This window comes from Nitratireductor sp. XY-223 (assembly GCF_004959855.1).
Lineage (GTDB): Bacteria > Pseudomonadota > Alphaproteobacteria > Rhizobiales > Rhizobiaceae > Hoeflea_A.
In genome coordinates this window covers 260,513-280,012 of sequence record NZ_SPNT01000007.1, presented here as the reverse complement: position 1 = coordinate 280,012, position 19,500 = coordinate 260,513, and the positions used below count along the sequence as shown (strand labels likewise).

At 62.6% G+C, this 19,500-nt stretch carries 19 protein-coding genes; 18 read left to right on the top strand and 1 reads right to left on the bottom strand.

Going from position 1 to position 19,500, the window contains the following annotated elements; genetic code table 11:
• From E4M07_RS22140 to E4M07_RS22125, 4 genes are all read left to right on the top strand, one after another.
• On the top strand, positions 1–194 hold a 194-nt coding region (locus tag E4M07_RS22140; protein WP_206057350.1), incomplete at its 5' end, for a CoA-binding protein.
• Positions 195–222: 28 nt separating this feature from the next.
• Positions 223–918: a ribulose phosphate epimerase gene (locus tag E4M07_RS22135; protein WP_169054342.1), complete on the top strand. Its 696-nt coding sequence runs from the start codon at positions 223–225 to the stop codon at positions 916–918.
• A 77-nt stretch (positions 919–995) separates the two neighbouring features.
• The gene (gene lsrF, locus E4M07_RS22130) at positions 996–1,880 is read left to right on the top strand and encodes a 3-hydroxy-5-phosphonooxypentane-2,4-dione thiolase (RefSeq protein WP_136660567.1); all 885 of its coding nucleotides are present in this window, start codon (positions 996–998) and stop codon (positions 1,878–1,880) included.
• Positions 1,881–1,943: 63 nt separating this feature from the next.
• Positions 1,944–4,223, top strand: coding sequence for a molybdopterin-dependent oxidoreductase (locus E4M07_RS22125; RefSeq protein ID WP_136660566.1), 2,280 nt, complete (start codon positions 1,944–1,946; stop codon positions 4,221–4,223).
• 69 nt (positions 4,224–4,292) lie between these two features.
• Here the strand turns inward: E4M07_RS22125 and E4M07_RS22120 are convergent, their stop codons facing one another.
• A complete protein-coding gene (locus E4M07_RS22120) occupies positions 4,293–5,291 on the bottom strand; it encodes an ester cyclase (RefSeq protein ID WP_136660565.1) in 999 nt (332 codons plus the stop codon).
• Between the two features lie 138 nt (positions 5,292–5,429).
• Here E4M07_RS22120 and E4M07_RS22115 point away from each other — a divergent pair, with 138 nt between their 5' ends.
• From E4M07_RS22115 to E4M07_RS22050, 14 genes are all read left to right on the top strand, one after another.
• Positions 5,430–6,479: an ABC transporter ATP-binding protein gene (locus tag E4M07_RS22115; RefSeq protein ID WP_136660564.1), complete on the top strand. Its 1,050-nt coding sequence runs from the start codon at positions 5,430–5,432 to the stop codon at positions 6,477–6,479.
• Positions 6,480–6,565: 86 nt separating this feature from the next.
• Complete coding sequence (locus E4M07_RS22110; protein ID WP_136660563.1) at positions 6,566–7,795, top strand: extracellular solute-binding protein; 1,230 nt, start codon at positions 6,566–6,568, stop codon at positions 7,793–7,795.
• Positions 7,796–7,847: 52 nt separating this feature from the next.
• Entirely contained in the window at positions 7,848–8,873 is a 1,026-nt protein-coding gene (locus E4M07_RS22105) for a sugar ABC transporter permease (protein WP_136660562.1), read from the top strand.
• Positions 8,873–9,754: a carbohydrate ABC transporter permease gene (locus tag E4M07_RS22100; RefSeq protein ID WP_136660561.1), complete on the top strand. Its 882-nt coding sequence runs from the start codon at positions 8,873–8,875 to the stop codon at positions 9,752–9,754. Before E4M07_RS22105 ends, E4M07_RS22100 begins: the two co-directional genes overlap by 1 nt.
• Positions 9,751–10,740 (top strand): nuclear transport factor 2 family protein, encoded by a 990-nt coding sequence (locus E4M07_RS22095; RefSeq protein ID WP_136660560.1) that lies wholly within the window; start codon positions 9,751–9,753, stop codon positions 10,738–10,740. The genes E4M07_RS22100 and E4M07_RS22095 overlap by 4 nt, the downstream gene beginning before the upstream one ends.
• A 22-nt stretch (positions 10,741–10,762) precedes the next feature.
• Positions 10,763–12,091: a histidinol dehydrogenase gene (hisD, locus tag E4M07_RS22090; protein ID WP_136660559.1), complete on the top strand. Its 1,329-nt coding sequence runs from the start codon at positions 10,763–10,765 to the stop codon at positions 12,089–12,091.
• Positions 12,092–12,100: 9 nt separating this feature from the next.
• A complete protein-coding gene (locus E4M07_RS22085; RefSeq protein ID WP_136660558.1) occupies positions 12,101–13,138 on the top strand; it encodes an ester cyclase in 1,038 nt (345 codons plus the stop codon).
• Entirely contained in the window at positions 13,135–13,902 is a 768-nt protein-coding gene (locus E4M07_RS22080) for an SDR family oxidoreductase (protein ID WP_169054341.1), read from the top strand. Before E4M07_RS22085 ends, E4M07_RS22080 begins: the two co-directional genes overlap by 4 nt.
• On the top strand, positions 13,902–14,930 hold the full coding sequence (locus E4M07_RS22075; protein ID WP_136660557.1) for a LacI family DNA-binding transcriptional regulator: 1,029 nt from the start codon (positions 13,902–13,904) through the stop codon (positions 14,928–14,930). Before E4M07_RS22080 ends, E4M07_RS22075 begins: the two co-directional genes overlap by 1 nt.
• Positions 14,917–15,909 carry a nuclear transport factor 2 family protein gene (locus E4M07_RS22070; RefSeq protein ID WP_136660556.1) on the top strand — a complete coding sequence of 331 codons (993 nt, stop codon included), beginning with the start codon at positions 14,917–14,919 and terminating at the stop codon, positions 15,907–15,909. Before E4M07_RS22075 ends, E4M07_RS22070 begins: the two co-directional genes overlap by 14 nt.
• A complete protein-coding gene (locus E4M07_RS22065; protein WP_136660555.1) occupies positions 15,906–16,874 on the top strand; it encodes a cupin domain-containing protein in 969 nt (322 codons plus the stop codon). Before E4M07_RS22070 ends, E4M07_RS22065 begins: the two co-directional genes overlap by 4 nt.
• 10 nt (positions 16,875–16,884) lie before the next feature.
• Positions 16,885–18,018 (top strand): cobalamin-independent methionine synthase II family protein, encoded by a 1,134-nt coding sequence (locus E4M07_RS22060; RefSeq protein ID WP_136660554.1) that lies wholly within the window; start codon positions 16,885–16,887, stop codon positions 18,016–18,018.
• 3 nt (positions 18,019–18,021) lie between these two features.
• Positions 18,022–18,741, top strand: a complete 720-nt coding sequence (locus E4M07_RS22055; protein WP_206057348.1) for an alpha/beta hydrolase — start codon at positions 18,022–18,024, stop codon at positions 18,739–18,741.
• Positions 18,731–19,438 (top strand): RraA family protein, encoded by a 708-nt coding sequence (locus E4M07_RS22050; protein ID WP_246660550.1) that lies wholly within the window; start codon positions 18,731–18,733, stop codon positions 19,436–19,438. Before E4M07_RS22055 ends, E4M07_RS22050 begins: the two co-directional genes overlap by 11 nt.
• Positions 19,439–19,500 lie beyond the last annotated feature (62 nt).

Below are 19,500 nucleotides of genomic sequence, written 5' to 3'. Positions count from 1 at the left end.
AGGAGGAGCTCTACGGCATCGCCCAGGAAGCGATCGACATTGGCGCCAAGGTGCTGTGGGGCCAGATCGGCGTCTATGACGACGACGCCGCCAAGCTCGCCGAGGACGCCGGCCTCAGGGTGGTCATGGACCGATGCCCCAAGATCGAACTCTTCAGACCCTTCTGGAGACCAAGACTCGACCTCACGATTTGATCGATCCGGCGGGCGATGGAGGCCTTATGTGACTGGTAACGCTATGGAATCCCTGAAAGAACGCTGCCGCGGCATCAGCCTCGGCATATTTGCGGGCGATCCCGGCAATCTGCGCGCCGATGCCGAGGCAGCCGCTTCGTGGGGCTGCGACATCCTGCATTTCGACGTCATGGACGGTGTTTTCGTGCCGCAGATCAGCGGCGGACCCGGCTTCGTCAAGGCGTTGACGGGCAACATGATCCGCGACGTTCATCTCATGGTGCAAAGGCCGGCGGACCATGTCGCGGACTTTGTCGCGGCAGGCTCTGACATCGTGACTGTGCAAGCCGAATCCGAAGCGCCGACCGATGCGCTGCGCGCGATCCGCGCGGCCTCGGAAAGCGCGCGCCGTCCCGTCCTGGCCGGTCTGTGCCTGATGCCCGATACGACGCTCGACGATGCCGGTGAACTGCTTGCGATGGATCCCGACCTGGTGCTTGTCGCCGCGCTCGATCCGCGCCGCAAGCAGCCGGCCGACATAGACCGGGCCTGCGGTCGCGTCGCCGAGCTGCGCCGGCGCTACGGGCCGGACGGGCCGCTCATCCAGCTCGACGGCGGCGTCACCGCCGACACGATCGGCGAGATTGCAGGCGTGGCCCCAGACCTCGTCGTCAGCGGCAGTGCCGTGATGCGGACCGCGGATCCGGCCGCGGCGTTCCGCGGCATGAAAGACGCGCTTGATTAGGAGTTTCTCCGGCCCTTCACGAGGCGTGACGGGCACCTGGAGACACGTTTACAGACAGTTCAAAGGAAGGACGCGACATGGCTGACATGGACGGCATCAAGGACGGCAAGGATTTCGGGCTCGACCGGCCGCAGGATAAGGAAGGCTTCATCATCAAGGGCAATGCCCATTATGACTGGGGCCTGAAGAACAGGCTCAGCCGGTTGTTCAATCCCAAGACAGGCCGCACGGTCATGCTCGCTTTCGACCATGGCTACCTGCAGGGGCCGACAAGCGGCTTGGAGCGCATCGACCTGTCGATCGTTCCGCTGATCGAATATGCCGACGTGCTGATGTGCACGCGCGGCATACTGCGCTCGGTCATTCCGCCGACGATGAACGTGCCGGTGGCCCTGCGCGCGACGGCCGGCAGTTCGGTGCTGACCGAGCTTTCCAACGAGGCCGTCTCCGTCGATATCGACGACGCGATCCGCCTTGGCGCCTGTGCCATGGCTTCGCAGATCTATATCGGCGCCGAGTATGAGCACAAATCCATCATGAACGTGTCCAGGCTGATCAACGAGGGGCAGCGCTACGGCATTCCGACACTGGCCGTGACGGGCGTCGGCAAGGACATGGCACGGGACGAGCGCTACTTCAGCCTGGCGACCCGCATCGCCGCCGAAATCGGGGCGCATTACGTCAAGAGCTATTTCGTCGAGGAGGGTTTCGAGCGGATCTGCGCCGGGTGCTCGGTCCCGATCGTGATTGCCGGCGGCAAGAAACTGCCGGAGCTCGATGCGCTGGAGATGGCCTACCGGGCGATCGACCAGGGCGCCGCAGGCGTCGATATGGGCCGCAACATCTTCCAGGCGGACGATCCGGTGGCCATGATCCAGGCCGTTTCCCGCGTCGTTCACGAGCTTGAAAAGCCGGAACAGGCGTTGCAGATGTATAACGATCTGAAAAGTCGAAACGGGTAGTCGGGATTGCGGCACCGGTCGCCCCCGCGCGGCCGCCGATGCGACGGGAGACAGCATTTGCCGATGCGTTATACCGCGGCCCACTGGGGCACCTATCGGGCGGTGGGTGAGGGCGAGACGCTCCGCCTGGAGGGGATTGAACAGGATCCCGCACCTTCAAGGATTGCCGATGGCTGGATCGACGCCGTCAGGGATGCCGGTCTGCGGGTGAAAAAACCCGCCATTCGCAGGGGCTGGCTGGAAAACCGGAGCACGTCAGACCGCTGCAATGACAGCTACGTCGAAACCGACTGGGATACAGCGCTCGACCTGGTTGCGGCCGAACTTGACAGGATTCGGATGACCCATGGCAACGAGGCGATCTTCGCGGGCTCCTATGGATGGTCGAGCGCCGGGCGGTTTCATCACGCGCAATCGCAACTGCGCCGTTTCCTCAATACGATCGGTGGCTTCACCTATTCCCGAAACACCTATTCGCACGCCGCGGCCGAGGTGTTGCTGCCCTATATCGTCGGCATGCCTCAACGGGCCTTTCAGGACAATATGACCAGCCTGGCGCTGGTGGCCGAGCATTGCGAACTGCTGGTGGCCTTTGGCGGCATATCGGCCAACACCGCCCAGGTGACATCGAGCGGCACCTCCACCCATGAGGTGGAGTACTGGATGGACCGGGCGGGCAAGAACGGCATGGCCGCCGTCAATATCTCGCCGCGGCGGCCGGATTTTTGCGGCACAGGTCCGACCGAGTGGCTGCCGATCCGGCCCAACACCGACACCGCGCTGATGCTGGGTCTGGCGCACGAGCTTTACCGTAACAACCGGCACGACAGGGCGTTTCTGACCCGATATTGCCACGGGTGGGAGACGTTCGAGTCCTACCTGACCGGGGCCAGCGACGGCATTGAAAAGACTGCGGAATGGGCATCCGGGATCTGTGACATTGAGGCCGAAACCATCGCAGGGCTGGCTGCCCGGATGGCCCAAAGCAAGACCATGGTTTCGGTGGCCTGGAGCCTGCAGCGCGGCGATCATGGCGAACAGCCGATCTGGATGGGATTGACCCTGGCGGCCATGCTCGGCCAGATCGGCCGGCCCGGTACGGGCTTCGGCTTTGGCTACGCTTCGACAACGCCCGTAGGCCGGCCGAAGAAACTGATGAACTGGCCATCCTTTCCGCAGGGGCAAAACCCTGTTTCGCAAGCCATTCCCGTCGCCCGCATCAGCGACATGCTGCTTCACCCCGCTGCCGAGTACCGCTATGACGGCGAGCATCAGACCTATCCGGATATCCGGCTGGTTTACTGGGTGGGCGGCAATCCGTTCCATCATCATCAGGATCTCTACAGGCTGGAGAAGGCCTGGACCCGCCCCGAGACGGTGATCGTCAACGAGCAATGGTGGACGGCAACCGCCCGCAGGGCCGACATCGTCCTGCCTGCCACGTCGCCGCTCGAGCGCACCGATATCATGATGAACAGGCGCGATCCGTGTCTCGTGTGGATGGACAAGCTCGTGGAGCCGCTCGGCGAGGCCCGCGACGATCACGATATTTTCCGCGCGCTGGCTGAAAGGCTCGGCACGCTCGCGGAATTTTCCCAAGGCAAGTCCAAAGACGACTGGATCCGTCAGTTGTGGCAGGAAGCCGGCGACGTGGCGCGCCAAAACGGCTTTGAACTGCCGGATTTCGATGCGTTTCGCGAGACCGGCATTTTTGAGTGCCCGGATACTGACGAGGACAGGATCCAGCTCGAGTCTTTCATCAAGGACCCGGCCGGCGCGCCGCTTCAGACGGAGAGCGGCAAGATCGAGATTGTCTCCGACCGGATCGGCAGTTTCGGCCTGCCGGACTGTCCCGCACATCCGCAATGGATAGAACCGGTGGAATGGTTGGGCCACAGCGCGGCCGCGAAAGACGACCTGCACCTCATTTCCGGCCAACCGGCGACACGCCTCCATGGTCAGCTGGACAATGGAAGTTTTTCCCGGAGCAAGAAGGTGAGGGGCTGCGAGGCGCTCTACATCCATCCCGAGGCGGCAAAGGCGCGGGGGATCGCGGACAGCGATCTTGTCTGTCTTTTCAATGCGCGTGGGCGTTGCCTGGCCGGAGCCGTCCTGACGGACGGAATAAGGCCCGACACGGTGGCGCTCGCGGCCGGCGCCTGGTTCGATCCGCAAACGATCGATGGAGAACCGGTGGAGGTCAGCGGCAATCCGAATGTTCTGACAATCGACAAGGGCTGTTCCGAACTGAGCCAGGGCAATATAGCCCACACATCGCTCGTCAAAGTGATGAGGTGGGACGGACCGAAACCGCCGGCGGGGGGCGTGCCGCGAAAACGCTGACGCTCCCGCCCGGAGCGGCGGCACGGCGCCGGTAGATCGGTTCGTGGGCCTCCTTCTGTACCGGCCGGATCAGTCAAGATCCGCGTGCCGGGCGAGGAAATCGACGCCCTGCTGCTTCCAGAAATGCAAAAGGTCGATGAACACCCAGTTTTCCGCCAGCTTCTCGCCTGCCCGGCGGTAGATGTCGATGACACGGAATTCGCCCGGTTTTCCGGTCGCCGGCATGCCCATGAAGCCGCCGACCGGCTCGGCGGTGAAGTTCGGCCAGCCGAAGAACCCGCCATAGTGGCCCTCGGCCAGGCGTGCGATGTGCCTGGTCTCCGAACGGTTCGCGAACGAGGCGCGGAACGGGCCGGCATGTTGGCGGGCATAGCGATCGATCGTGAAGGCCGAGCCGATGCCTGCGGGTCCCCACCAGGCCATGTCGTCGTGCCAATCCAGCGCAAGTTCTTCCCGTAGCGGCAAGCCGGATTGCCACCGGCCGAGATTGCGGATCATGGAATTGATGACGGCCAGCGTAGCCGTGCTTTCCGCCTCGGGCTGCGGTGAAAACAACAGCCCGTCCTGGGTCGCTGGCCCCGGTTGGTTTAGGGCCGCCCCGGTCTGCGGTGGGAACGGGTTCTGCCCCGACTGCGCCATGAGATCCGGGATGTCCACATGCATGACGGATTCGGCGATACTGCCTTGCTCGACCCGGTGAAAGGCGCAGTAACGCACCAGCGCGGTTTTTCGGGTCGGACGGATGCCGAGCCAGTGCGCGTCGAACAGTCCCACAAGGTGGCCCATGGACACCACCCAGACGGTCCCGCCGTGATCGATCTCATTGGCGCCGGCAAAGAAGACCACGTCCCTGATCTTCAGGTGAGGCATGGCCGCTTTGAGTGGCATCCAGAACGTTTCGGCGATGGGCTGAACGCCCTCGAGTTCTCCGAACGGATGGACGCCGCGCCAGATGCAGTTTTGTGAAACATGTGCGGAAAGGACATCGGAAATTTGGTTCGAATCGGCGGATTCGAGCTCGGAATGGAACTGGCGAACCACTTTCTTTGCGGTCTGTAGGGCATTCATTTTGTTTGATTTTCTCTCGCAGAAATTTGGTAATTCACATCATCCTGAAAAAACAGCTTGCCTAAACCGGAGTGCTGAGTCTACATTTTTTGCATGCGTATGCAAAAATAAGAACTGCAACCGTTGGGAGGCGGGTGCATGGCAGAAATCCAGATCCGCAATGTCACCAAGAGGTGGGGGAACTTTATCGGGGTCGATAATTTCGACCTGACGATTCCCGACCGTGAATTCCTGGTACTGCTCGGGCCATCCGGCTGCGGCAAGACCACAACCATGCGGATGATCGCGGGGTTGGAAGACCCCACCGACGGCGAGATCCTCATCGGCGGCAAGGTGGTGAACAACCTGGAGCCGAAGGACCGCGACGTCGCCATGGTGTTCCAGAGCTACGCGCTCTACCCGAACATGAATGTCTACGAGAACATCCGCTTTCCCTTGAAGGTGCGGGGTGTGGACCCGTCGACGCATGACGAGAAGGTGCGCCGCGCCTCGGCGATGGTCGAACTCGACGAGTTCATGCAGCGCAAGCCGGCTGAGCTTTCCGGCGGCCAGCGGCAGCGGGTGGCGCTGGCCCGCGCCATCGTGCGCGAACCGAACGTGTTCCTGATGGACGAGCCGCTGTCGAACCTCGACGCGAAGCTGCGCGTGTCGACCCGGGCGCAGATCAAGAATCTCAGCCATGAGCTGTCGGTGACAACCATTTATGTGACGCACGACCAGATCGAGGCCATGACCCTGGCCGATCGCGTCGTCGTCATGGAGCGCGGTATCGTTCAGCAGGTGGGCACGCCGACGGAGATATACGACAAGCCGGCCAATTCCTTCGTCGCCAGCTTCATCGGCAACCCGGCGATGAACCTGATTGATGGCGAGATGAAGGGTGGCACATTTACCGCACCGAACACCGAGATATCGGGTCTGAAGGCGCCGGACGGGCCGATCACGCTGGGCTTTCGCGCCGAGGATGCCGTGGTCGGCGATGCGCAGGGCCAGATCAATGCCCCGATATACACGCTGGAACTGCTCGGCGAAGCGACAATGGTCAGCGTCCGCATCGGTGGTGTCCTGATCAGCGGCAAGGCCGACAAGGCGTTCCGTGCGGAAATCGACGACCCGATTGCGATCCGTGTGCCATCCGAACACTGCCATCTGTTCGATGCGCAAAGCGGCGCGCGGATCGGAGAATAAAACTGAGGGATACCAGGCGAACAATCGCCCGGTTGGATGATGCGGCCCTGCAGGACGCATCGCAAACAAAGAACTGGGAGCGAAACATGTTTCTGAAGAAGATAACCCTGGCCGCGGCAATCACCGCATTGACGTCGACCACGGCGCTGGCCTGCGAAATCAACGGACGTGTCTCGATCGTCGGCAACGAATTTCCGGCGATCCAGACGGTCGGTGCAGGCGCGAAGGAATGCCAGGGCGGCGAGGTCAATACCAACCTGACTGCCGACCATCAGAAGATCAACCTGGCCGGCATGCAGGGCGATCCGGCGGAGTACACTTCCGCGATCATCGCCAACTCCTCCATCGTCGCATTGATGAACGATGACGTCATCCGCCCGCTCGACGACCTTGTCGCTAAACACGGCGGAAACCTGAAAAAGAACCAGCTGATCACCATCGACGGCAAGATCATGGCTGTCGCCTTCATGGCCAATGCCCAGCACCTCGTCTACCGCAAGGATATCCTTGAAGAGATCGGCGTGGAGCCGCCGAAGACCTACGAGGAGATGCTCGAAGCAGCCAAGATGATCCGCGACAAGGGCATACTGGAAAACCCGGTTGGAGGAGCCTACAAATCCGGCTGGAACCTGGCACAGGAATTCAACAACATGTTCCTCGGCTTCGGCGGCCAGCATTTCAAGCCGGGCACGGCGGAGCCGAACATCAACAGTGAAGCCGGTATCAAGGCGCTGGAAATGATGAAGGCGCTCTCGGAGTACATGAATCCGGATTTCCTGACCCATGATTCAAACGCCACAAACGCCGAATACCGGGCCGGCAATGTCGCGCTGATGAACATGTGGGGCAGCCGCGCCGCCACGCTGACCACCGCTGAGGGCGTGCCGCAGGAAGTTATCGACGGCTTCGCGATCGCCGGTCCGATGACGGTCGGCGGCGGCGAAACGCCGGCTTCAACGCTGTGGTGGGACGGCTGGACCGTCGCGAAGAACATTCCCGACGAAGAAGCCGAAGCGACCTTCATCGCCATGAACCACGCGATCCGCCCGGACATTCTTTCCGATGACAATGTGGCGATACAGGCGGTCTGGCTGATCGACGGCTATGAGCCGACGGAAAAGGCAATCGGTGTGTTCGAGGCTGCGAATGCCGGCACGATTCCCTATCCGATGCTTCCCTATATGGGCCTGATGCACACGGCGCTCGGCAATGAGCTTGCCGACTTCATGCAGGGCAAGGAAAGCGCTGAACAGGCGCTTGCCGATGTCGAGGCTGCCTATACCGCAGCGGCCAAGGAGAAAGGCTTCCTGCAATAGAACTGAGCGGGGAGGGGGCAACCCCTCTCCATCAGCCTGCGAGCCGACAGCCATGAAACACCGTACCTTCTTCTGGTTCTTCCTGCCGACAGGCCTTGCGATGCTGCTGTTCATCGCCGCGCCGATCGTGTCGGTGGTCATCCAGTCCTTCTACACGCCGCACGAAGCCGTGCTGGTCACCGTGGAAAACTGCGGCCCCTTCGGCTGCAAGGAAGAGACGACGATCGACCAGGAAGCAACCCGGGAACTACGTGAAGCCGAGCCACTCGGCCGATTTGCGGGTTTCAGTATCTATCTCGACCGCGGACACCTGGCCGTCACGGAGGTCGGACAGGCCTGGCAGTCTTCACAGTCTGTCGGTGAATTCTTCGGCAAGCTGGGCAATCTGCCCTTCTACCGGGCATTGGCCTTTACACTGACCTACACCTTTGCTGTCACGCCGACACTGATCGTCCTCGGCCTGATGATTGCCCTGGCGGTCAATTCGCTTCACCGGCATCTCAAGGGCCTGATTATCTTCTTTTCGCTGCTGCCCATGATTGTGCCGCCGCTACTCGGATCGCTGGTGCTGTTTTGGATGCTCGACAGCCGCGGTATTCTCGGGTCCGCCATCCAGTGGCTCGCCAATGATCCGGGCCTGTCGCTGAAAGCCTCGACACCGCTGACATGGATCATGCTGATTGTTTACGGTGTCTGGTCTTCAGCGCCCTTTGCCTTCGTTGTCTTTTATGCCGGGCTGCAGACGCTGCCGAGCGACCAGATCGAGGCGTCGCAAATCGACGGCGCCACGCGCTGGCAGCAGGTCCGCTTTGTGGTGGTGCCGCATCTCATGCCGCTGGTTACCTTTGTGGCGCTGATCCAGCTGATGGATAACTTCAAGGTCCTCGAACCGATTGTCGGCTTCAATGCAGAGGCCCATGCCCAGTCGCTGAGCTTTTTCATCCTCAATGATCTGAGCGGTGAAACCTGGTTACTGTCGTCGGCTTCGGCAACGTCGGTGATGACCCTTGTTGGCGTTGCGATCCTTCTTTCGCCGGTCCTGTTGCGCACCTGGCGCGATTTCAAAGGAAAGCAGTGATGGCCTCACGCGCACGAAGAACACCGGCATCGGTCTTACTCTTTTCGAACGGGTTTATCATCCTGTGGCTGATCATCGCCGCCTTTCCTTTCTTCTGGATCCTGTGGGGCTCCTTCAAGGTGGAACTGGACTTCTTTTCCATCGCCGACTGGACGAACGCACTGACGGGCAAGAACACCGAGACCACATATGGCCGACCGTTCACCGGCGCCGGCTACTACGGGGCTTTCGTTACGGAGGATTTCTGGCGCAACGGCCTTAATACGCTCATTGTCTGCTTTTTCGTCGTGTGCACCTCGCTGACCATCGGCACCCTCGGCGGTTACGCCCTGTCCCGGTCCGGATTCCGTTACACGTTCTGGCTGCTGATCATTGCACTGATATTCCGCGCCATGCCGCCGGCCACCCTGGTTGCCGGTTACTTGCTGCCGTTTTTTGAATGGAACCTGTGGGGCATCCTGCCGACCACCATTGTCGTGCTCGTTGCGATCAACCAGCCCTTTACCCTGTGGATGCTGCATTCCTTTTTCCAGAGCATTCCCAAGGAATTGGACGAAAGCGCCAAGGTCGACGGTTGCACACAGTTCCAGGCCTTCCGGCATGTCATCATTCCCGTCATGTGGCCCGGCGTGATTACCACGGGCCTGTTCAGCTTCCTGCTTGCCTACAACGACTACGTCGTCACGACGGTGCTTTTGTCGGAAAACAACCGCACCATGGTGCCGCAAATCGCGGCCTTCCTGGGCACGACCTATACAGAGGGCAATGTCATGTTTGCCGTGGCCGCAGTGGTCTCGGCAACAGCGCCGCTCTTTATCCTGGTCCTGTTCTTCCAGCGCCAGATCGTCTCGGGCCTGACGGCGGGGGCCGTGAAGGGATGAGCAATGCCGCTCAGATTTCCGCTGCCAAGGCCGCCTTCCGGGCCTATCTGGGCACCGCCAGGCATCCGGCGGCGACGAATCTCGGCTTTTTCGCCGGGGACGCACGCGTCAACGTCGTCCATCCCTTCAACGAGATGACGCGGGAGGGTTTCGCAGAGACCTTTCTCGGCGGGCTCGGGACATCGTTCAAGCACCTGACACGCACAGACTACATCGCTTTCGGCGGAACCTACGAAGGGCACACCTGGGTGACGTCGACCGGCTACTATTCCGGGCATTTCGACAGGCCCTGGCTAGGCCTGCGCCCGACCGGCACGCTTGCGCATCTGCGCTTCGGCGAGATTCACCGGGTCGAAGGCAACGAAGCGGTCGAGAGCTACATCTATCTCGACATTCCCGAACTGATGATCGCCGCCGGACAGTGGCCGATCAGCGACAGCCCCGGGCGCGAGCGCGGCTTTACAGGCTATCTGCCGGGCCCGATCACCCAGGACGGCCTGCAGTGGCACGACAATGACCCGCAACGCAGCGCATCGTCCTACGAGATGGTGACCGCGATGCTGCGCAGCCTGGCCACGGAGGACGAGGCCTGGCGGCCCTATTGGCACGCGGACATGCTGTGGTACGGGCCGGCGGCCTTCGGCAGCTTTGCCGGCATTGACAATTTCGCCGGCTTCCAGGTGCCCTTCGAACAGGCCTTCAGCGAGTGGGTCGGCGGTGCTGCGCCGGGCAGCCGGACGCGCCATTTCACCCGCTTCGCCGATGGGGACTATGTCTGTTCAGGCGGCTGGCCGTCGCTCAACGCGGTTCAGGCCAAGCCGTTCCTCGGCCAGCCATCGGAGGGCAAACGCCTTTACATGCGGGTCTGCGACTGGTGGCGGCGCGAGGGAGATCTGCTCGCCGAGAACTGGGTCTTTGTCGACATACCCCATGTGCTGCTGCAGATGGGTTTTGACGTTTTTGCCACGCTGGAAGAAGCGGCGTAACGGTATTTGTAAGGAATTTGGTATGGCAATCGAACACCTCAAGAAAAGCAAGCCGGAGGCGGAAAGGGCCGAGGAGGACGCCCGGGTCCGCGCGACGGTCGAGGCAACGCTCGCCGATATCGAAACCCGCGGCGATGCCGCGATACGCGGGCTTTCCGAGAAATTCGACAATTACAGCCCCCGGACATTTCGCCTTTCGGCGTCAGAGATCGAGGCGGCGATGCAAGAGGTATCGACCCGTGCCATGGAGGACATCCGCTTCGCCCAGGCACAGATCCGCCGCTTTGCGGAGGCGCAGCGTGCCTCCATGACCGATGTCGAGACGGAGACCTTGCCCGGCGTGATCCTCGGGCACAAGAACATTCCCGTGCAGTCGGTCGGCTGCTACGTGCCGGGCGGCAAGTTTCCGATGGTCGCCTCGGCGCACATGTCTGTCCTGACCGCCTCGGTGGCGGGCGTGCCGCGCATCATCGCCTCGGCACCCCCGGTTGACGGCAAGCCGCATCCAGCGATCGTCGCGGCCATGCATATGGGCGGTGCGCACGAAATCTATGTGCTCGGCGGCATCCAGGCGGTCGGCGCCATGGCGATCGGCACGGAAACCATCGAGCCCGTGCATATGCTGGTCGGGCCGGGCAACGCCTTCGTCGCGGAGGCAAAGCGCCAGCTCTTCGGCCGTGTCGGCATCGATCTCTTCGCCGGGCCGACCGAGACCATGGTGATTGCCGACCACACGGTCGACGCTGAACTGTGCGCGACCGACCTGCTCGGACAGGCCGAGCACGGCTTCAATTCGCCGGCCTGCCTGATCACCAATTCCCGTCGGCTCGCCGAAGACACCATGGCCGAGATCGACCGGCTGCTTGCCATCCTGCCGACCCGGGAGACGGCGTCAGCAAGCTGGCGCGACTATGGCGACGTCATCATTTGCGAATCATACGAGGAGATGCTCGATGTCGCCAACGACATGGCCTATGAACATGTGCAGGTCATGACGGACCGTGACGACTGGTTCCTCGAAAACATGAACGCCTACGGCGCGCTGTTCCTCGGTGCGCGCACGAACGTCGCCAATGGCGACAAGGTGATCGGCACCAACCACACGCTTCCGACCAAGAAGGCCGGCCGCTATACGGGCGGGCTCTGGGTGGGCAAGTTCCTGAAAACCCACTCCTACCAAAAGGTGGTTACGGACGAGGCCGCCGCGATGGTCGGCGAATACGGATCGCGCCTTTGCATGCTGGAGGGTTTTGTCGGCCATGCCGAACAGTGCAATATACGCGTGCGGCGATACGGCGGCCGCAATGTCCCTTACGGCAGCGCCGCCGAACCCCTGCACGCGGCCGAGTGACACCTGTTGATGCGTTCCGATCCGTTAAAATCACTGTTGCTTTCATTCAGGTCGGCGGCGGCGACCTTCACGGAGGCCGGCGTGCGCGCCGCCCTCGCGGATCTGCTGGCGCCTGACGCGGCCATTCACATGGCGCATCCGTTCGGGGATTTGACCGGCCCGGACGCATTCTATCGGCATTGCTGCGCTCCGTTGCTCGGTGCCATGCCGGATCTCGAGCGCCGTGACATGATCGTGCTGGCCGGACAAACGCCGGAAGGACGTGACTGGATCGCCTGCATGGGCAACTACATGGGCACCTTCGTCGCGCCGTTTCTCGACATCCCGCCGACCGGGCACCTGGCCCATATGCGCTATCACGAGTTCTTCGAGGTCGAAGACGGGCGGGTCTCGCAGATCCAGGCGATCTGGGACCTGCCTGAACTGATGATGCAGGCAAAAGCCTGGCCCATGGCGCCGCAGCTCGGCGCCTATCTGTGCACGCCGGGCCCGATGCCGTCGGACGGGCTCGCCGTTTCCGGCGACGGGCGCGAGGCGCTGGCGCATGTGACCGCCATGTTGAGCGACCTTTGCCGGCATCCGGCCGAGGGCGGCCCGGAAGTGATGCGGCTCGAGGAATACTGGCATCAGCGGTTCAACTGGTACGGTCCGGCAGGCATCGGTACCGGGCGCGGGATCGCAGGATTTCGCAACTGGCACCAGGCGCCTTTCCTGCGCGCCATGCCGGACCGCAAGCTGGACGCGATGGGCGACCTGATGTCCCATTGGTTCGCCGAGGGCCGGTATGTGTGCGAGACTGGCTGGCCCAACATGCGCCTGACGCTGACCGGGGACGGCTGGATGGGCATCGCGCCGGCCGGCAGGGAGGTGCTGCTTCGGAGCCTAGATTTCTGGCGCCTGGAGGACGGGCTGATCCGCGAGAACTGGGTGCTGGTGGACCTGCTCGACCTCTACAGCCAGATCGGCGTTGACGTTCTTGCCCGGCTGCGCGAATTCAACCGGGCCAGGGTGACGGGGCAGGTTTCATTCCCGATGGAGACGGCATGATGGAATTTCCGCGAACGCCAACCTTCCGGCTGGACGGAAAACGCGCGCTCGTTGCCGGTGCATCGTCGGGCATCGGGCTTGCCTGTGCCGCAGCATTGGCCGAACACGGCGCGCATGTCACGCTTAGCGCACGCCGGCAGGACGTTCTTGAAGAAATTTCCGAGGAAATGACGGCAAAGGGTTGGCAGGTATCAACAATGCCGCTCGACATAGCCGATATCGAGGCCACGGCGACGGCAATCTCGGCTGCGGAGCCTTTCGACATTCTGCTCAATGCCGCGGGTCTTGCGCGGCATACGCCGGCCAGGAAGACCAGCGCGGCGGATTTCGACGCGGTCATGGGCGTCAACCTGCGCGGGGCCTACTTCCTCGCCCAGGCGGTTGCAGGCCGGATGATCGAAGCGGGCCGCAACGGCTCGATCATCACCATCTCGTCACAGATGGGCCATGTCGGCGGCCAGGATCGCGCCGTCTATTGCGCCTCCAAGCACGCGGTGGAAGGTTTCACCAAGGCGATGGCGATCGAGTGGGGGCCGCACGGTGTCCGCGTCAACACGATCTGCCCGACCTTCATACTCACCGATCTGACACGGCCCACATTCGAGAACCCGGAACGGCGGGCGTGGATCGAGGACAAGATCAAGCTCGGCCGGGCAGGCGAGGTTGAGGATATCATGGGCGCGGCGGTCTATCTCGCCTCCGACGCTGCCAGCCTTGTAACCGGAACGGCACTGATGATCGACGGAGGCTGGACGGCGGACTGATGGCGGTTTCCAAGGTGACATCGATCGAGGTTGCCAAACGGGCTGGCGTCAGCCAGTCGGCGGTCAGCCGCGTATTCACGCCGGGCGCTTCGGCATCGGCCAAGACGGTTGAGAAGGTGCGCAGGGCCGCGGAGGAACTCGGTTACCGGCCGAACGTGCTGGCACGGGCGATGGTGTCCGGCAAAAGCCGTATCATCGGTCTCGTCGTCGCCTATCTGGAAAACCAGTTTTATCCGGTCGCATTGGAACTCCTGTCGAACGCCCTGCAGGCACGCGGCTATCATATACTGATCTTCACCGCGCCAAACTCGGAAGACGGCGTGGAAGGCGTCATGCAGGACCTGATGGACTACCAGGTCGACGGCATCATCGCCGCATCCGTCTCGCTCAGTTCCGATCTCGCCCGCCGCGCCCAGAACTCGGGTATTCCGGTCGTTCTTTTCAACCGCGGACAGGACGGCGCCGATTTCACCATCGTGACCTCGGACAACCTCAGGGGCGGTGCCAAGGTGGCCGAGTTTCTCGTTGCCGGCGGCCACCGCAGGATCGCGCACATTGCCGGCTGGCAGGGAAGCACGACCGGCCGCGACCGCAAGGACGGGTTTCTGTCCGTGTTGGACAGTGCCGGGATCGAACCGCTGGCGGTTGTCGACGGCATGTACAATCGCGAAACCGCTTCCCTGCGCACCCGGCAATTGCTCGAAGCCGGCGAACGCCCGGACGCGATCTTCGTCGGCAACGATCACATGGCATTCGCCGTCATCGATGAGCTGCGCGCTTTCGGCATCCGGCCGGGGTCGGACATCTCGGTCGTCGGTTATGACGATGTGCCGCTTGCGGGATGGGGCGCCTACGACCTGACGACCGTCCGCCAGCCCGTGAACCGGATGGTTCAGGAAACCGTCGACAGGCTTCTTGCACGCGTCGAGCGACCTGAGACCCCCACCGGAACGGTGCTGATCGACGGCGACCTTATCCTGCGCGGCTCCGCCCGCATACCGGAGAACTGGACTCATGAAGGGGTTTGATCCCAGGTTCGCGGACTTTCCAGATTACATCCTGGGCATCACCAGGGAAATCTGGGAAGACCGCGGCATTGCCACCCTGCACGATTATTATGCGCCGGACATCATCGTCCGCTCGCCGGGGTCGGTTGTCGCCGGCAATGAGGGCGTCATCGCCGCCACCATGGCGACGCTCGCCGAATTCCCGGACCGGCAACTGCTCGGTGAAGACGTCATCTGGTCCGGCACGCCGGAAGAGGGGATGTTGTCGTCGCACCGCATCCTGTCGACGGCCACCCACGCCGGTGACGGGGTCTACGGCAAGGCGAGCGGGACGAAGCTTACCTACCGGATCCTTGCCGACTGTCATGCCATCGAAAACAGGATCGACGATGAATGGCTGATCCGCGACCAGGGCGCAATCGTGCGCCAACTGGGGTGGAAGCCGGAGGACTACGCTCGCGACCTGATCGTGCGCGAAGGCGGTCCCGAGGCCTGCGTGAAGCCTTGCACACCGCAGACCGACCGGCCCGGCCCGTACAAGGGACGCGGCAACGACAATGAATGGGGCGAGCGGCTTGCCGATTTGCTGAACCGCGTGATGAACGCCGACATGGCGGCGATTTCCGGCGCGTATGACCGAGCGGTGTCTCTCGCCTATCCGGGCCACGTCACGGCCCATGGCCTGGCGGCCGCGGACGGTTTCTGGATGGGTCTGCGCGCGGCGTTCCCGTCGGCCGCCTTCGAGATACATCACCGGATCGGGCGCGATGATCCGCTCATGCCGCCGCGGGCCGCCATCCGCTGGAGCCTGACCGGCAGGCATGACGGCTGGGGCGCCTTCGGTAAACCGTCGGGTGCCGATGTCCATGTCATGGGCATCACCCATGCCGAGTTCGGCGCGCTTGGGGCCGCCACGCCGGCCCTTCGCCGGGAATACACGCTTTTCGATGAAACAGCGATCTGGAAGCAGATCCTAATGCACACAGGAGAAGGCCTATGACCCCGCAGGATATGGAAACCCGCATCGTGCGATATGGCGACCTGCGGCCCTGCAGGACGGCGTTTATCGACGCCCATACGCCGGGGTCCGACCAGAAGGAGAACTTCACCATCATCGGCGGGGGTGTATCGGAGAGTGCTGACCAGCATGTCCACATCACGACGCCGCACGGCTTCAACATCGGCGCGGCCGGTCAGCCGCCCATGTGCCGCAATTCGTTGCATTTGCACCGTACTGCCGAGGTGTTCTTCGTGCTGAAGGGACGCTGGCGGTTCTTCTGGGGTCGCTGGGGCGATGCCGGCGAAGCGGTGCTTGAAGAGGGCGACATATTCAATATCCCGACCGGCATTTTCCGGGGCTTCGAGAATATCGGCAACGACTATGGGATGATCATGGCGATCCTTGGCGGCGATGATGCCGGCGGCGGTGTGATCTGGGCGCCCCAGGTCATTGAAGACGCAAAGGATCACGGCCTGGTGCTCTCCGAAAAGGGACGGTTGTACGATACGAAGAAGGGCGAGGCGCTTCCCGACGGCGAGAGTCCCATGCCGCAGCTGACCGATGAGGAACTGAAGCAGTTTCCAGAACCAACATCGATGCAGGTGGTGGGCGGACATATCCGCCGATATTGGGACATGATGGCGATTTCGGACAAGGAGCCGGCGATCGTGATTGGCGAAAACGGAATCATCCGCGACAAGCCGGGTTTCCAGGTCAATTTCGTCAGCAGGAAAAGTGCTTCCGAACGACCGCAAAGTCACGACCGGGTCTCTGTCCTGATGCCGGTCAAGGGACACTGGCGCGTAGACTGGGATGGTGGTTCGGCAACGCTTGCGCCAGGCGACACGATGAGTGTGCCCAAAGAGCTGCAGCATTCCTTCGTTCCTTCCATGACGGGAGAGGCATCCATTTATCAGGTGATCGGCACGGATGATCCGGCCGGCGCCACCTGGAAACCGAACTGAGGAGGCGGCCATGGCGCATATCAATGTCACCCATGTCGGGTCGCTTCCCCGCACGCAGAAAGTCGTCGATTTCATTTTCGCGCGCGAGCGCGAGGAGCCCTATGACGAGGCGGCGTTCGACGCGGCGATGGCCGCGGCCGTTGACGAAACCGTGCGCAGGCAGGCCGAGGCGGGAGTCGATATCGTCTCCGACGGCGAGACGTCGAAAATCTCCTACGCCACCTATGTAAAGGACCGTTATACGGGCTTTTCCGGCGACAGCCCGCGCAACGCGCCGGCCGACCTGAAGCTGTTCCCGAGCTTTCTCGAGCGCCTCGCAAACGAGGGCGGAACGCCCCAATACGCCCGCCCCATGTGCACCGGCGAGGTGAAGTCGAAGGGCCAGGGGGAACTGCAGAAGGACATCGCCAACCTGAAGGCGGCGATGGAAAAGAACGGCGTTGCACGGGGCTTCATGAACGCCGCATCGCCGGGCGTCATTTCCCTGTTCCTGCAGAACGCGCACTACCCGACGCGGGAGGCCTATCTGGCGGCATTGGCCGACGCGATGCGTGATGAATACGAAACCATCGTTGCCGCAGGGCTGGACCTGCAGCTCGATTGTCCCGATCTCGCCCTGTCGCGCCACATGCTGTTTACCGATCTGTCGGACGAGGAGTTCGTGAAGGTCGCGGCGGGCCATGTCGAGGCCTTCAATCATGCCGTCGCCAACATTCCCGAGGAACGGATCCGTATTCATATCTGCTGGGGCAACTACGAGGGTCCGCATGTCTGCGACATTGCCATGACGACGATGTTCGACACGCTGATGAGCGCCCGGGCGGGCTATGTCCTGTTCGAGACGTCCAATCCGCGCCACGGCCACGAATGGACTGTCTTCAGGGACCGGAAAGCCGATATCCCCGACCACAAGACCCTCGTGCCCGGTGTCGTCGACACGACGACCAATTTCGTCGAACATCCGGAACTCGTTGCGGAACGCATCGGCCGTTTCGTGGATATCGTCGGAGCCGACCGCGTGATCGCCGGTTCCGATTGCGGTTTCGGCACCTTTGCCGGCTTTGGCGCGGTCGATCCGGACATTGCCTTCGCCAAGCTGAAGGCCTTGCGCGAAGGCGCCGATATCGCCGCCGGCCGGGTATGAACCGTGGCCCGCGAGACGTTGATATTGCTGCCGGGCATGATGTGCGACGCGCGCTTGTTCGCGCCGCAGATCAACGCTTTCGAAGCGGCGATTGATGTCGTCGTGCCAGAGCTGGATGAACCGTCGATCGAAGGGATGGCGCGGGCCGTGCTGGCCGGCGCGCCGAGCGGGCGTTTCAACGTCGCCGGCCTGTCCATGGGCGGCATCGTTGCCATGGCAATGGCCAAGTTGGCTCCGGACAGGATTGCGCGGCTTGCCCTCTTGGACACCAACCATCACGCCGATTTGCCGGAGCGGTACGACATCCGCAACCGCCAGATCGAGGATGTGCGGGCGGGCAAATTGCGCAGCGTCATCATCGACGAGATGAAGCCGGTCTATCTGGCCGAGGCGAACCGCGGCGACCGGGAACTGCTCGACCTGCTGGTCGACATGGCCATGGATGTCGGTGCCGACACATTCGTTGCGCAATCGCTTGCCCTGCGCGACCGTCCGGACCACGGCGAGGCCCTGCGCGCCTTTGCCGGTCCGGCGCTCGTCCTTTGCGGCGAAGAGGACAATCTGTGTCTGCCCGACCGCCATCGCGAAATGGCCGGACTGCTGCCGGACCCGGAACTGGTGTTCGTTCCCGACGCCGGCCATATCTCGACGCTGGAAAATTCTGCCGCGGTGAATGCCGCCATCGGCCGCTGGCTGTCACGGAGTCCTGCCCATGCCGCATGAAATCACACCGGATATCTCGAACCTACTGCGCAGCGTCGACACGCCGACCGTGTGCAACGCGATCGAGGTCGCCCAGGGAATGCGTGGGTTCGACCGTTTTACCCGAAGGACGGTGCTGGCCGCCGATCCCGGACTGCCGGCCATGTTCGGCTATGCCAGGACCGCGCGCATTCGCGCCTCGCATCCGTCGGACGACCCGCCGGAGGCTGTCCGCGCCAGGCGCATGGCCTATTACCGCTACATGGCGGAGCCGCCCATGCCGCGCATTGCCGTGATCGAAGACCTGGACGGCGCGGACGCGGTCGGCGCCTATTGGGGCGAGGTCAACACGACGGTGCACAAGGGTCTTGGTGTCGCCGGTGCGCTGACCAACGGCCTGATGCGAGACCTGGCGGACCTCGCGCCGGATTTCCAGGTCCTGGCCGGCGGCGTGGGACCGAGCCACGCCTTCGTTCACGTCGTCGAATTCGACACAAAGGTCACCGTCTTCGGCTTGACCGTGGAACCCGGCGATTTCATCCACGCCGACCGGCACGGCGCCGTTGTGGTTCCGCCGGAGATCATTCCTCTATTGCCCGCCGCGATCGCCAAGATGCAGGCAAGCGAGCGGCTGATCCTCGACCCCGCCCGCAAGCCCGGGTTCGATTTTGCGGCCTTCGAGGAGGCATGGGCGGCATTTGAGAAAGCGCGCGTCTAGCTGTTCAGTCCCAGGGAGCGAACATTGTCCTAGGTCATGCGTAAGAGCAGCTCATTCCAAGA